The 14,793-nt window shown below is 46.1% G+C and carries 11 protein-coding genes; 3 read left to right on the top strand and 8 right to left on the bottom strand.

Going from position 1 to position 14,793, the window contains the following annotated elements; translation table 11 throughout:
- Positions 1-51 precede the first annotated feature (51 nt).
- Positions 52-1,635 (top strand): Na+/H+ antiporter, encoded by a 1,584-nt coding sequence (locus GJR95_RS24900; protein WP_162388449.1) that lies wholly within the window; start codon positions 52-54, stop codon positions 1,633-1,635.
- 174 nt (positions 1,636-1,809) lie between these two features.
- On the top strand, positions 1,810-2,616 hold the full coding sequence (gene murQ / locus GJR95_RS24895; protein WP_162388448.1) for an N-acetylmuramic acid 6-phosphate etherase: 807 nt from the start codon (positions 1,810-1,812) through the stop codon (positions 2,614-2,616).
- A 242-nt stretch (positions 2,617-2,858) separates the two neighbouring features.
- On the opposite strand, the gene GJR95_RS24890 is transcribed toward murQ, so the two are convergent.
- The 8 genes from GJR95_RS24890 to GJR95_RS24855 all read right to left on the bottom strand — a co-directional run bounded on the left by GJR95_RS24890 (position 2,859) and on the right by GJR95_RS24855 (position 13,456).
- Positions 2,859-4,061, bottom strand: a complete 1,203-nt coding sequence (locus GJR95_RS24890) for an AGE family epimerase/isomerase (protein WP_162388447.1) — start codon at positions 4,059-4,061, stop codon at positions 2,859-2,861.
- A 99-nt stretch (positions 4,062-4,160) separates the two neighbouring features.
- Positions 4,161-6,650, bottom strand: coding sequence for an endopeptidase La (gene lon / locus GJR95_RS24885; RefSeq protein WP_162388446.1), 2,490 nt, complete (start codon positions 6,648-6,650; stop codon positions 4,161-4,163).
- Positions 6,651-6,835: 185 nt separating this feature from the next.
- Entirely contained in the window at positions 6,836-7,360 is a 525-nt protein-coding gene (locus GJR95_RS24880; RefSeq protein WP_232540855.1) for a DUF6702 family protein, read from the bottom strand.
- A gap of 3 nt (positions 7,361-7,363) precedes the next feature.
- Positions 7,364-8,680, bottom strand: a complete 1,317-nt coding sequence (rseP, locus tag GJR95_RS24875; protein WP_162388445.1) for an RIP metalloprotease RseP — start codon at positions 8,678-8,680, stop codon at positions 7,364-7,366.
- 154 nt (positions 8,681-8,834) lie between these two features.
- Positions 8,835-10,007, bottom strand: coding sequence for a 1-deoxy-D-xylulose-5-phosphate reductoisomerase (locus GJR95_RS24870; protein ID WP_162388444.1), 1,173 nt, complete (start codon positions 10,005-10,007; stop codon positions 8,835-8,837).
- Positions 10,004-10,594 carry an HNH endonuclease family protein gene (locus GJR95_RS24865; protein ID WP_162388443.1) on the bottom strand — a complete coding sequence of 197 codons (591 nt, stop codon included), beginning with the start codon at positions 10,592-10,594 and terminating at the stop codon, positions 10,004-10,006. The genes GJR95_RS24870 and GJR95_RS24865 overlap by 4 nt, the downstream gene beginning before the upstream one ends.
- A 5-nt stretch (positions 10,595-10,599) precedes the next feature.
- A complete protein-coding gene (locus GJR95_RS24860; protein ID WP_162388442.1) occupies positions 10,600-11,940 on the bottom strand; it encodes an AAA family ATPase in 1,341 nt (446 codons plus the stop codon).
- Positions 11,941-11,953: 13 nt separating this feature from the next.
- Positions 11,954-13,456: a GH3 auxin-responsive promoter family protein gene (locus GJR95_RS24855; RefSeq protein ID WP_162388441.1), complete on the bottom strand. Its 1,503-nt coding sequence runs from the start codon at positions 13,454-13,456 to the stop codon at positions 11,954-11,956.
- Between the two features lie 253 nt (positions 13,457-13,709).
- Here GJR95_RS24855 and GJR95_RS24850 point away from each other — a divergent pair, with 253 nt between their 5' ends.
- On the top strand, positions 13,710-14,735 hold the full coding sequence (locus GJR95_RS24850) for a rod shape-determining protein (protein WP_077923646.1): 1,026 nt from the start codon (positions 13,710-13,712) through the stop codon (positions 14,733-14,735).
- Positions 14,736-14,793: the final 58 nt, after the last annotated feature.

The raw sequence follows: 14,793 nt of genomic DNA, 5'->3' as shown, positions 1-14,793 counted from the left end.
AATGAGCAACTATTTTTTTTAGAAATATAAGCACTACACAACCCTGGTTTAATGCACACACTTTTACCTTTTCTGCTCGCCATGATAGCAGCCATCGTGTTGCTGAACATGTGGGCTAACAAACTGAAAATTGCTTATCCGGTTCTGCTGGTTATTGCCGGGCTGTTAGTTAGTTTTATCTCGGGTCTGCCAAGGGTACGAATCAATCCTGACCTTATCTTTTTTATTTTCCTGCCACCACTCTTATTTGAGGCTTCCTGGACGATCTCGTTTAAGGAGATGAAAAAATGGTGGCGTATCATTGGTAGTTTTGCCTTTCTGGTGGTGTTTTTTACCGCATTGTCGGTAGCGGTAGTGGCTACTCATTTCATTCCAGGATTTACCATTGCCTTAGGATTTTTATTGGGAGGAATCATATCACCACCCGATGCGGTGAGTACCGGAGCCATTACCAAATTTGTTAAAATTCCCAAATCCACTTCGGCTATTCTGGAAGGTGAAAGCCTGCTCAATGATGCTTCATCGCTGATCATTTTCCAGTTTGCCCTGGTAGCTGTGGCTACAGGTCAGTTTATCTGGCAGCAAGCGGCTCTGAGTTTTTTATGGATGGTAATAGGTGGTGCGGGTAGTGGCTTATTGCTGGCCTGGATTTTTGTTGAGGCTCATAAACGACTCCCTCTCGATGCTCAATCAGCTATAGCACTGACGCTTATTGAGCCTTATTTTATGTATTGGGTAGCTGAGCAGTTTCATTGCTCGGGTGTGCTGGCGGTAGTAAGCGGTGGCTTGTTTATGTCGACCAGGCGGCTTATTTTTCTAAACAGTGCCAGCCGTATTCAGAGCTTTAGTGTCTGGGAAAGTTTTGTATTTATATTGAATGGTATTGTCTTTCTGATCATCGGCCTGGAGCTTCCCGAAATTGTCGAAGGGCTACATGCTAAAGGCATTCCATTACGGACCGCCATTGGCTCTGGCGTATTGGTAACAGGCGTGTTGATTGCGGCCAGAGTCATTAGTTCTTATGTAGCATTACTGGCTACGTTTATCTTCCGTCCTGGCGTACTTCCTCGTGCCAGATCCAATAGAAGGCGTTGGCTGATGCCTCTGCTTCTGGGTTGGACGGGTATGCGGGGGGTGGTGTCGCTGGCTGCGGCTTTAGCAATACCCATCACGCTAGACAATGGTATCGCTTTCCCACAAAGGAACCTGATTCTGTTTGTCACGTTTGTTGTGATCCTGCTTACACTCCTGGTGCAGGGACTTACGCTCCCTTATTTGATAAAACGGTTGAGATTGTTTGACGGCTTTATCGAAGAAGAACCAGAAGAGTTGACCAGACGAAACATGAAACAAGGCCTGAAACAACACGTCTATCAGTTTCTGAAAAATAAATATGAAAGCGAGCTGAATGGTTACGCCGGTATGGAGAAATTCCTGAAGCAATGGGAAGAGCGGGCCAAAGCCACCGATGATAGCTGGATGACTGAAAAGACAAAGGTAATTTTTGTGGAATTGCTCGAAACTCAACGGCAATACCTTACCGAACTCAACAAAGACCCGAAGATTGATGAAGATATTATCCGTCAGCAGTTATATCAAATCGATTTGGAAGAAGAACGGTTGAAAATCATTTAATCCTGACAAAAACGGCAAGTTCACGTTCTATCATTCAGTTTATGCCTTTCGCTTCGAGCCTTGCCACGGTTAGTTTATCCATCCTTAGTACCGTGCCACGACTCTCAGCGAAAGTCCTATAAAGTAATATCGGATTATTTGCCAGTTAAAATAACGACCTATTACTTTTGGTATATGATAACAGAAACCTCGTCGCATTACGATCATTTGGAGCAGATGTCGGTTCACGACTTGCTGACGAATATTAATAAGGAAGATAAAACGGTGCCCTTTGCCGTCGAAAAGGCAATTCCTCAAATTGAAGCATTGGTTACCGCGATTGTCAAACGGATGAAAGAAGGCGGTCGCCTTATTTATATTGGCGCCGGAACAAGCGGGCGGCTGGGTGTTGTCGATGCCTCTGAATGCCCACCTACCTATGGCGTTCCGCATGATCTGGTGATTGGCCTGATGGCTGGTGGCGATGGGGCTATCCGCAAAGCGGTTGAGTTTGCCGAAGACGATGCCGAGCAAGCCTGGAAAGATATTGAACCGTATCATCCAGATGAGCATGATACCGTGATTGGTATTGCCGCATCGGGCAGAACCCCGTACGTGATTGGTGGTTTGAATCAAGCGCGGGCGGCTGGTCTTCTCACAGGTTGTGTCGTCTGTAATCCGGGTTCTGCCGTAGCGCAGGCCGCTGAATTTCCGGTTGAAGTGGTTGTTGGGCCAGAGTTCGTTACAGGCAGTACGCGTATGAAAGCAGGCACTGCTCAGAAGCTTGTGCTCAATATGATTTCTACCTCGGTCATGATTCAGCTAGGTCGGGTAAAGGGGAATAAAATGGTTGATATGCAATTGACCAATATTAAATTACAGGACCGGGCTGCCAAAATGGTGATGAGCGAAATTGGGGTTAGTCGGGAAGAAGCGGAGGAGTTGCTGGCAAAATATAGCAATGTCAGAGGAGCTATTGACGGCTATAATCAGTCCCGTTAATTGTCAACTTCCCGAATGCCTTAAACAAACGTTCGGGAAGCTCTTGAATGGCCAATTAAAAATAAACCTGTATCAGTTAGACGCCGTCCACGCAACCCGGCAGCAGACGCTTGTTTCAGAATTTATTGAAGCAGGAAGTCATACGTTTTCTACGTCAATTGCTGTAAATGACAAAAGCTCAATCAATTTTCTGGTTGCTGAAGTCAATACCCAAGAATTGGCCGTGATTGCTTTATAGTCGTTCAATTTATGCGAATATGTCGGCCTACTGGCTGCAATTGGGCGCATTTAGTTAGCGTCTGTGCCGTTTCGGCGAGGCACCGAATGAGCGAAAAGCAACCAATTGGGGCAATTGCCTTTGCCGCCAGCAACGGCTGATTGTTCTGACCAACGGCTACATGCCACCCAGTGTGTTTGGGGTCCGGAAAGTATTGGAACGTAAAATCATGGATACGCTTAATCCACTTCGGGCATTCTGGATGGCGAGTTTGAAAGTAGCTTTTAGCCAGCGCCGAGATCGCTTCAACCTGTACCCATGCCCATTTCTGGCTCCATTCGGGGAAAATCAGCGGTTGATTTTTCAGGTCTACATACTGATTGAGCCCCAGCGTCGACTCCGACCAGGCAAGCTCACACATGCGAAGACTCCAGGTTGTAGCCTGCATGGCTAATTTACGGTTACCTGATTCGGCGCAGAGATCAAGCAGAAAACCAATTGCCTGAAAGGTTAGTCCAACGTTAAGTCGTCGTCCATCGGGTGTATTGAAAAACGAACCTTCGGGCAGCACGTACTCGCGCAATGTATCCGTACGGCGATCCAGAAATTCGCGTAACAACACATTCAGTACAGCCTCTATGTTTTCCTTCCAGGTCTCCTCATCCAATAGCGATTGAATCTCAAGTAAAGTTTTAAGCAATAGCACCGGTTCGCTCAGGTGACACTGTTGTCGAAAACCACCCACGATCTGTGCCTGCTCTGTGCGCGTATTGGTCCAATGTTGGAATAGAGTCGAAAAAGTTTGCCTGGCCAGCATTGCCCACTCATCATCTTTGGTGGCGCGATGGAGCTGAGCATAGGCTATAACCAGCGAACAATCGGCTAAACAATCGTTGGAAGGGGCGACCGAACGACCCCGGCGATCGAGTTGACCATAGGCGTTTAGCGTTTCATTATGGGCAAACTGGCTCAGAAAAACAGCTCCGTGACGGGCATGTTCAAGCCAGGCGGGCTGGCCATCAAACTTATTGTGGAGCCAGGCAAATGCCCACACCTGTTGTGCCTGAGTGGTAACGAATTTATCGCCTTCAATAACTTGCCCCGTATCAGTCAGATAGTCAAAATAGCCACCACATTGCTCGTCGCGGCTGTGTTTAAGCCAAAACGGTACAATCTGGCGAAGCAAAGCCTGCTGATAGTCGGCGGAAAGTTTATGAAAATCAAGCACGGTGTAAAGATAAAAACGCGGCTCAAACGAATTGTACGACTCAAACGGATTATCCGCTTTTAGTTGTTAAAATTCGTTTGAGCCGCGCTCCTTTGGTACTTAATATACGCGCTCTACTTCACGCTGTTCTTTGTCTTCGGGTAACACAAACTTCATCGGCTTGCCGACTTTGCCAGGTAAAAGCGCCATTTCAAGTACCTGATCGACTGTATCTGCGTAATGAAACTTGAGATCTTTGATATAGGAGGCATTGATTTCCTCAATATCCTTACGGTTTTTCGAACACAGGATTATCTCCTTGATACCGGCCCGATTAGCTGCCAGAATTTTCTCCTTAATCCCGCCAACTGGCAATACCTTACCGCGTAATGTAACCTCACCGGTCATGGCCAGATAAGGCTTAACTTTACGCTGGGTATAAATCGACGTCATGGATGTCAGCATCGTAATCCCCGCCGATGGCCCATCTTTTGGTACGGCCCCCGCTGGAATGTGAATATGCAGATCGTAATGACTAAAAATTCGATAATCTATGCCCAGATCATCGGCGTGGGCTTTCAGGTAGGAGAGGGCAGTTATGGCTGACTCCTTCATGACATCACCCAATTGACCCGATAAGGTCAGGGCACCTTTCCCACGGCTCAAGCTCGACTCAATAAGCAGAATTTCTCCCCCAACCTGGGTCCAGGCCAGCCCCGTTACAATACCGGCGATGTCATCATCGGCATAAAGCTCTTTATCGAAAATCTCGGCCCCCAGCATTTTAGGGACGTCGGCAGCTTTGATCGTGTGATTATATTCCTCCTCCATTGCGATGGATTTGGCTATTTTCCGGACCAGAGCCCCGATTTTTTGCTCCAGATTCCGAACCCCCGACTCACGGGTATAGCCCTCAATGATCCGCAGAATGGCTTTGTCTTCAAACAGTAAATCTTTGGGCTTCAGGCCGTGATCTCTACGCTGCTTGGGAATCAGATACTTCTTCGCAATCTGGACTTTTTCTTCTACCGTGTAGCCCGCAATATCGATAATTTCCATCCGGTCGCGTAGGGCGGGGTGAATGGTATCGAGCGAGTTCGCCGTGGCAATGAATAACACCCTCGACAGATCAAACTCCGTTTCGAGGTAATTGTCCATGAACGTCGAATTCTGTTCAGGATCAAGAACTTCGAGCAGGGCCGACGATGGATCACCCCGGAAATCTGAACTAACCTTGTCGATTTCGTCCAGGATAAAGACCGGGTTCGATGTGCCGCACTTTCTAATGTTCTGGATCACCTTACCTGGCATAGCACCAATGTAGGTTTTACGGTGTCCCCGAATTTCGGCTTCATCGTGAACACCACCTAGTGCCATCCGGCTATATTTACGGCCCAATGCCTTAGCTACCGACTTGCCCAGCGAGGTTTTACCCACGCCCGGAGGCCCGTAAAGGCACAGGATCGGCGCTTTCATGTCGTTCTTTAACTTCAGAACGGCCAGGTATTCAATGATTCGCTCTTTTACTTTTTCGAGTCCGAAATGATCGGCATCCAGTATTTTCTGCGCTCGCTTCAGATCAAAATTGTCCTTGGTGTATTCATTCCAGGGCAGATCGACCATCAACTCGACGTAATTCATCGTCACCGGATATTCCGGCGCCATTGGGTTGATACGCTGTAGCTTATTTAGTTCTTTATCAAAATGAGAACGTACTTCGGTAGGCCATTTTTTGCGATCGGCCTTTATCCGTAGCTCGTCGATCTCACGATCGGGGTTATCCATGCCCAACTCGTCCTGCAAAACCTTCATTTGCTGGCGCAGGTAATAATCGCGCTGTTGCTGATCGAGGTCAGAGGATGCTTTGGACTGAATTTCGCGCTTGAGTTCAAGCAACTGGACTTCCCGGAGCATGTATTCAAGCAGCAAATTCGCCTGCTGATTGCCTTCAAGCGTTTCCAGAAGGCGTTGCTTATCACCTACTTCGGCATTGATGTTCGACGACAGGAAGTGTAACAGGAACGTTGGGCTCTCGATATTATCGAGCGCAATACGTGCTTCCTGGGGTATTTCCGGATTGAGCCGCAGAATTTTATAGGCCGAATCTTTAAGCGATTGCAGCAAGGCTTTTCCTTCCTTTTTCGTCACACTTGGAAACGAATCCTCAATCTGACGAACCTGTGCCGTCATGAAGGGTTCTTCCTGCGTGATCTGCTGAATTTCAAAGCGCTTTTTACCCTGAATGATAATGGTAATGTTACCATCGGGCAGCGTAATCATCTTGATGATATAGGCCACTGTACCGAAACGATAGAGATCGTCGGCGGTTGGTTCATCTTTTTGTTGATTCAACTGCGCGACAACACCAATGATCCGGTTTCCTTTATATGCTTTTTTTACGAGTCGGATTGATTTTGCCCGACCCACCGTAACGGGAATAACCATACCTGGAAACAACACCGTATTACGAACCGGCAGGATTGGCAGGTTCGGCGGAAGGTCATAATCATCATCTAACCCTTCTGGCGACCCAAGTGGCACAATCTCTAAATTGTCCGAGTCGAAATCGGCCAGCATCAAACGGGTAGCTAATTCTTTTTCTGAAATCATATGTGAACTGCCAAACTGACAGCTTTCATTATGTGGTAGGTGTCTTATAATGTCAGGAAAGGCAAGGTTATGAGCCAATTGCAAGAGCCGTGCCATAGCACTAACCTATGACGAACCGACAGGTCACCTGCGTTTACTGCAAAAGTAATTAAATAGGATGGGCACTGAACCAATAAATTTATTATTCAGAACGAAACATCCTGAACGGGCTGATTTTTTTTAAAAACAAATGTTTTTTTCTGTCCCTGATATTGAATATTGACCATATTTACCTGATCATCAAACAGTTCCATGAGTGCATTTTGCTTTAGCACCCCCCCCTTAAATGGTTCGGCATACGGCATTTCGAGATAAATCCAATTTGCATCGGCCTCAACCTCATTGCCCACATACTCAATAACCTTAGTTTGTTTTTGTGAATTTACGTAAGCAAAATGTGAACGAATATATTTTTCTATTAACGGGTCATTTTTATCATTCGGTCCGCCCGGAGATCCTGATAAATGTACTTTGGTATTTGTTTCCTGAGATAATGCTTTTTCAAAATCGTCCGTAAAAATTCGGACACTAATTTCAAACGTTCGTTCTTTCGAATTATACTGCATCTGCGTGACACTGGCATGAAAATCATGAAGTGTCAGTGGCCGGCTGCCTATCAGGCAACCGGCCACCATTATTATCAGCGCTGTGATTAATTTAGGCGATTTCAATGCTTAAAAAACAGCTTTAAAGACGTCATTGAAGATAGCAAAGGCCATTAAGCCAAGCAGAATCACCATACCAACCCGCTGAGCGGCTTCCAGAAAACGATCAGACGGTTTGCGGCCAGAGATGATTTCGTAGCCTAAAATCGTGGCATGGCCACCGTCGAGCGCCGGAATTGGTAAGGCGTTCATAAAGGCCAGAGCCATTGAGAGGAGGCCTGTAACAGTCCAGAAACGATCCCATACCCAAATGCCACCAAACAGGTTTTGGGCGATACCGATTGGGCCGCTCAGCGCTTTTGATGCCGATACTTCACCACGGAAAATCTTGCCAAAACCTTTAATGTTGTCAAACACAACCTGGAATGCTTTTTTGGTACCAATAGACAGCGCCTGGCCGAACGTGTACTCTTCTTTCGTAAGTGGAAGCAGCAGGTCAGGGTAGAAACCAATCGTTCCCTCTTCGGTGGTGGTCATATTGAGCGTAAGCGCCTGTCCATTGCGATTGATGCCCAGAGCAATGGGTTTCCCCTTCAGCGGTTTTACAACTTCGGTAAACTCATGATAAAACCGGATTGGCTTGCCATTGGCACTTGTTATAAAATCACCTTTCTTCAGACCAGCTTTGGTCGCTGGTTGACCAGGTACTAATTCGCCAACTTTAAAAGGCTCTATAGCTTCAACAAACTGACCGGCAGATTTCTTGTCGGCCAGCTTATCCACAAAATTATTGGGGATATAAATGTCTTCAAGCTTGCCGTTTCGTTCAACCGTATAGGAGCTATTATTACCAAGGAATACGTCAGAGCTACGAATTTCATTGAAATCGGTGATCGGCTTGCCGTTGACTTTAACAATCTTATCGCCTGTTTGCAAACCAATGCCCTTGGCCAAATCGTAGGCAACAATGCCGTATTTCGCATCTTTGGCCGCCAGATACGTATTCCCGTTTTTGTAGGTCAGGATCACGAAAATCAGGATGCCAACAATCACGTTTACGATGATACCGCCAAGCATAACGATGAGTCGTTGCCAGGCTGGTTTAGCCCTAAACTCGTAGGGTTGTGGTTCGGTATGTGTATGGGCCGTATCAAGGGATTCGTCGATCATCCCCGAGATTTTTACGAAGCCGCCGAGCGGAATTGCTCCGACGCCATATTCGGTTTCGCCCCGTTTGATACTCCATATTTTAGGAGGAAATCCAATGAAATATTGCTCTACCCGCATGCCAAAAGCTTTTGCGGCCAGCAGGTGACCTAACTCATGTAACCCCACCAAGATGGACAGACCCAGAATGAGCTGTCCGGCCATCACTAAAATTTCCATGTATTCAACAGAATGATAAGATCAAATTTAAGATTATTTAACGACTGCGTATCAACTGGGCCGATGCCAAAGGAGTAATTTACAGGATTGGTCAGCTAAATTCAATACGTCGTGATCGTAAAAACGATATGTTCAGGTCATATAATACAAACAGTTAAACAAAACTTTTAATTCGTTCTGAAGCTAATCGACGGGCTTCATCGTCCGAGTTGACGTAATCGTCATAAGTCGGATTCTGAACAAAGGTCGATTTCGCTAAGCATAATTCAATTATCTCCGAAATTTCCAGAAAACCAATCTGATCATGAAGAAAAGCATCTACGGCTACTTCATTGGCAGCGTTGATAATACAAGGGGCATTCCCGCCCCGATCGAGGGCTTCGAAAGCGAGTTGCAGATTCCGAAATGTTTCCAGGTCCGGCTTTTCAAACGTTAGTGACGGATAGTCCAGAAAATTGAAACGAGGGAAATTGGACGGCAATCGATTCGGATACCCAAGGGCGAACTGAATCGGCAGTCGCATATCGGGCAGACCCATCTGAGCTTTCAGGCTTCCGTCTTCGAACTGAACCAGCGAATGAATGATGCTCTGTGGATGCACGATTACGTCAATCTGGGCGGGTGTCAGGCCGAAAAGCCATTTCGCTTCGATTACTTCCAGTCCTTTGTTCATGAGCGTAGCCGAGTCGATCGTGATCTTGGCACCCATGGTCCAGTTGGGGTGTTTAAGCGCCTGCGCTTTCGTGACCGTCGATAGAAACTCCCGCGATTTCCCCCGGAATGGCCCTCCAGAAGCGGTCAGGATGATTTTCTCAATCGGGTTGTGGAACTCGCCAACCAGACACTGAAAAATAGCAGAGTGCTCAGAATCAACCGGATAGATGTTGACACCCTTTTGCGCAGCCAGTCGGGTAATTAGCTCGCCCGCAACGACAAGGGTTTCTTTATTGGCCAGCGCGATGGATTTTCCGGCTTCAATCGCCTTAATGGTCGGCAGTAAACCCGCATAGCCAACCATTGCGGTCAGGACCATGTCAATCGTGTCCATCTGCACTACCGACGCTATCGCTTTGGCCCCTGCATATACCTTAATGCCTAGCGGATCAAGCGCGCCAAATACCTGATCGTACCTGGTTTCGTTGCAGATCACGACAACGTTAGGTTTCAGGTCGATGGCCTGCTCAATGAGTAAGTCCGCATTGTTGTTGGTCGTCAGCGCTTCGACCTGAAACTGGTCGGGATGGCTCTTGACCACATCAACGGCCTGCGTTCCGATGGAGCCCGTCGAGCCAAGGATGGCGATATGGCGTTTTTTTATATCAGTCATTTAGTTTTCACTAAGTCAAAATTGACTTTTACCTGTAATTCTTCTTCAATGGCGCGGATGAAGTAAAGTCCGTCTCGGTCAGTCAATAATAAATCATCAATAAACCTTTGGCTAGTTTTTCCTGACCAACTAATGGTTTCTCGTATGCGTTTTATGTAGCGTTTACGTGTATTCGCCAATTGCTCATCATCCAATTTCAACAATCGAATCAAGTTTATTGCTGCACTGTCAGCTGTTGAAGCTGGATAATATTCACCTTCAACATATATAATACGGTTCTCGAAGTCAATAGAGGTTGGATGTAAGATAGGTCGGTCTGGGTTCCATTTCGTTGCTTTTTCGCTATTCCATTGCGATTTAACAAGGAACCAATTATCAAAGCCATCCTCTGCTTTACCCTTCAGAGTTGGATTGAAATGGTCAATATCTTTCTTGTCCGAACGCCCCAAATAGGTTTCCGTATAAGCACAGATATTATGTTGTTCATCACATAATGCTTTTGCAAGCTTTGAATTATTTCCTCCAACCTTGTAAATAAGCTTGTTCTTTAAAATCTCGGAGGTTACTGGCTTATTAACTCTTCGCATTCGACTCAGAAATTATAGCGATTACCTAATTCTATCCGCTCGACAATAAGTTGGTTTTTCTTTTCTTCATTTGTTTCCGACCGAATCTGCATCGCAAGCTGGCGGTACTTTTCGTAAGCTTCCAATCCTTTCTGTAACATCAAGTCGGCCATAGCAAAATCCTGTCGCAAAATATCATTTGGGTCGTCGCCTTCTGGCGCAATACCGTTATGGAACTTCACTTCGCCATTCTCGTCAAAATACAGAATGAACCGTTCGCATGGCTCAAAAGCAGATGCGATAATGGGCGAGTGAGTAGCGAAGAAAAACTGGGCCGTAGGAGCGAGGGATGTGTAATGGCTTATTAGTTCGCGCTGAATATCAGGGAATAGGGAACGCTCTGGTTCATCGAACAAGATAACTCCTTCACTAATATTGATTTTATAAATTGGAATTGATGTAGTTAGCAACTGTTTGGTCCCCGCACTAAGGTATTTTCCAGATATATGATCTCCCTGATTAGTTTTTAAAACAAGCCTAGACTCAGTGCCATCTGTATCTACTTCCAAATAAAGTAGACGAAGAATTTTATTCAAACAGTTTTCTGCTAAGTCTGCCCTTGGGTTTGGATGGTCTTTCTGCCACTGACTTATTTGACTAATTAAACGGTTCTCACTGAATGAATTTTTGCTCACCAGATTAGCTGCAAATTGCTTTAAATCATTATCATAACTATCTATATCGCCTAGTACACTTGACCATAAACTCTCAGAGGGGTATTCACTTAAGCCTAATATTGGCGTGTTGATTTTCGTATCAGTAAAACTAGATGCCTGCTCTTTAAGTATAACTATACTTTTATCTGCTGAATCTCTTTCCTCCAGAAGATTTTTAGATGAGCTAACAGCAGATTCATCTATGTACAAGCATAGTTTTCCTTCTCGTGTAATTTCTTTTAGATTTTTGTAAATATTTTGACCTTTTAACCAATGAAAGCCTAAAGATGCGAAGTCTGATTTTGTATCTAGATCTAACCAATCGGAATCTCCTCCAAGAAGGGAGCTACCCAGCGTAATTTTATTTTCTTCAAGAGTGGAGTGAATAGTAACTTCTTTGAAAGTTTTATAAGGTTCGTCGTTTACAGGAATATGTTTGTTAGCTAATCGCTGAAAGCTGGTGCTTACAACTTGAAAGAAATCCCAAATTACATTCAGCAACGTCGTCTTCCCTGTACCGCTCTGCCCGATAAAGCATACCTTATCCAACGGCAGACCTGCTTTGGTTGGGTGGTCGGCCGGATACGTAAAATCAAATTTTATATTTTTAAACTGGCGGTAGTCGCCAATGTCGATTCCTGTTATTTTCATTACCCATTATTCATTAGGCATTGGACATTATTCCTGCTAACCCCTCCGCAATTTTCCGATCATTAGCCAAACGTGGCACTTTATTTTGGCCACCTAGTTTTCCCTGCGACTTCATGTAGCGCTGGAATGCCCCACGAGGCAGGCTGGTTAGCTTGAGCGGTTGCAGGATCGAGCCCGTGATGAGGTCGTCGTAATATACGTTTAATCCGATTAATCGGTTGTCGATGTCGCGGGCAAAGGCAGCCGGATCGTTGGGGGGAGTGGCAAATTCAATTAACCATTCGTGGTAGGGTAATCCTTCTTTGGGGCTAACCATCGGCGCAACCGTAAACTCTACGACCTCTGTTTCGGGGTGAAGCTGCATCGCGTACTGCAAAGCCTTTTCAACTTCTTCGCCAATAACGTGTTCGCCGAAGGCCGAAATAAAGTGCTTGATGCGTCCTGTTACGAGTAACCGGTAAGGCTCCCGCGAAACAAATTTAACCGTATCGCCCAGAGAATAGCCCCACAGCCCGGCGTTGTTATTGATGATGACAGCGTAATTTTTACCTAGTTCGACCTCATCAATCGTTAATCGGCGCGGGTTTTCGGTAAAGTATTCGTCGGCCGCAATGAACTCGAAGAAGATACCACTGTCGAGTAACATCAACAAACCTTCTTCGGTCTGCGTATCCTGAAAAGCGATAAAACCCTCTGATGCCGGATAGGTTTCGATCGAATCGATCCGCTTGCCGATGCTCTCGAACAATTTGGCACGGTACGGTTCAAAATTGACGCCACCATAGACAAACACCGAAAAATCGGGGAAGACATCTTTAATCAGCTTTCCCGTTCGGTCCTGAATTCGGTCGAAATACATTTGGACCCAGGGAGGAATGCCCGAGATCAACGACATGGGCTGCGTCAACGTTTCGTCGATGACACGCTCCAGCTTGGTTTCCCAATCGTCGATAACATTGGTTTCGTAGCTGGGTAACTGATTCGACCGTAGATAAGCCGGAACATGGTGATTGGCTATGCCCGACAAACGCCCGATATTGATACCCGCTTTTTGCGCCAGTTCGGGACTACCCGATAGGAAAATGAGTTTTTTGTCGAGAAAAGCACTGTTTCCCGTTTCGTAGATGTAATTCAAAAGCGCATCACGGGCTGAGTTGATGTGGTTCGGAATGGAATCCTTCGTAATCGGAATGTATTTTGTACCGGAGGTTGTTCCTGAGGTTTTAGCCAGGTACAATGGCTGGCCTTTCCAGAGCACATCCGGTGTACCGGCCAGGATCTGATCAATGTAAGGTTTGAGATCTTCGTAATCGCGTACAGGAACCGCTTGCCGAAAATCGTCAACCGTTTGTATATCCCGAAAGTGGTGAATACGGCCAAACACCGTGTTGCGACCACCTTTAACCAACTCCTGCAACCAACGCTGCTGGGCCTCGGCGGGTTGATACATCCACGACTGCTGTCTTTCTACAACCCATTTAGCCAGTGGCTTACTTACGACTGAGCGAATTCCCATAATGATGCAAAGTTACGAAAACAGTTGGCAGTCTTCAGTAAGGGAGTTTGTAATGGGTAATAGCAGCGCGGGTTGGCAGGCCGATCTTGATTAATTGGTACAAACTAAGGGTCGAAAATTGCTAACTGTTCTGATTGTCATATAAAAAAAGCAATACTGTATTTACATAGCATCGTTGTTTCTCTTGAATAATCCATATTTTTGCAAACCTTTTAAAAACGGTACTTGTAAAAAGGAACAACAGCAACCAGGAATGGGACTTTTCAATTTTTTAACCAGCGACATTGCGATTGACCTGGGCACGGCGAATACCTTGATTATTCACAAGGATCGGATTGTGGTGGATGAGCCTTCGATTATTGCAATGGACAAAGCCAGCGGAAAAGTGCTGGCCATTGGCCATAAGGCCATGCAAATGCACGAAAAGACCAATGAAAATATTAAGACGATTCGCCCGTTGAAAGACGGCGTAATTGCCGACTTTACTGCCGCCGAACTAATGATTCGGGGCATGATCAAGATGATAGATACCGGGAGCAAACTGTTTTCACCTTCGCATCGGATGGTTATTTGTATACCATCGGGGATTACCGAAGTGGAAAAGCGCGCTGTTAAAGACTCTGCCGAACATGCCGGGGCGAAGGAAGTTTACATGGTACATGAACCAATTGCCGCGGCAATTGGCATCGGTATCGATATTACACAGCCGAATGGTACCATGATTGTCGATATTGGCGGTGGTACTACCGAAATTGCCGTAATTGCTTTATCAGGAATTGTCTGCGAACAGTCGATCCGGATCGCCGGAGACGTTTTCACCCGCGATATTGTCGATTACATGCGTCGGGAACATAACCTGCTTATTGGCGAACGCTCAGCTGAACAAATCAAAATGGAAGTTGGCTCGGCTTTGCCCGAACTCGACAACCCGCCCGCCGATTACGAAATCCGGGGTCGTGACTTAATGACCGGTATTCCGAAAGAAATTAAGGTTACCTACAGCGAAATCGCCTACGCTCTCGACAAATCAATTTCAAAGATTGAAGAGGCTACGATGAAGGCGCTGGAAATTTCGCCACCGGAACTTTCGGCCGACATTTACACGAACGGTATTCACCTGACGGGGGGCGGTGCCCTGCTGCATGGTCTCGACAAACGGCTGGGCGCAAAAACCAAGCTGCCCATTCACGTGGCCGATGATCCGCTCAAAGCTGTTGTAAAAGGTACGGGCGAGGTGATTAAGAATCTGGATATGTACAGATCCGTTCTGATTAGTTAAGTTTTGTAATGTAGCCTGGACTTTAGCCCGGTTAACCGAAGGCTGGATTGTAGCTGGT

Origin of the sequence: Spirosoma endbachense, assembly GCF_010233585.1 — a bacterium.
Classification (GTDB): Bacteria; Bacteroidota; Bacteroidia; order Cytophagales; family Spirosomataceae; genus Spirosoma; species Spirosoma endbachense.
This window is presented reverse-complemented; position numbering and strand designations above follow the sequence as displayed.

Excerpts from the sequence above, each read along its gene's own strand:
- GJR95_RS24900 (WP_162388449.1), top strand. The coding sequence starts at position 52 with ATGCACACACTTTTACCTTTTCTGCTCGCCATGATAGCAGCCATCGTG.
- murQ (WP_162388448.1), top strand. The coding sequence starts at position 1,810 with ATGATAACAGAAACCTCGTCGCATTACGATCATTTGGAGCAGATGTCG.
- lon (WP_162388446.1), bottom strand. The coding sequence starts at position 6,650 with ATGATTTCAGAAAAAGAATTAGCTACCCGTTTGATGCTGGCCGATTTC.
- rseP (WP_162388445.1), bottom strand. The coding sequence starts at position 8,680 with ATGGAAATTTTAGTGATGGCCGGACAGCTCATTCTGGGTCTGTCCATC.
- GJR95_RS24870 (WP_162388444.1), bottom strand. The coding sequence starts at position 10,007 with ATGACTGATATAAAAAAACGCCATATCGCCATCCTTGGCTCGACGGGC.
- GJR95_RS24865 (WP_162388443.1), bottom strand. The coding sequence starts at position 10,594 with ATGCGAAGAGTTAATAAGCCAGTAACCTCCGAGATTTTAAAGAACAAG.
- GJR95_RS24860 (WP_162388442.1), bottom strand. The coding sequence starts at position 11,940 with ATGAAAATAACAGGAATCGACATTGGCGACTACCGCCAGTTTAAAAAT.
- GJR95_RS24855 (WP_162388441.1), bottom strand. The coding sequence starts at position 13,456 with ATGGGAATTCGCTCAGTCGTAAGTAAGCCACTGGCTAAATGGGTTGTA.
- GJR95_RS24850 (WP_077923646.1), top strand. The coding sequence starts at position 13,710 with ATGGGACTTTTCAATTTTTTAACCAGCGACATTGCGATTGACCTGGGC.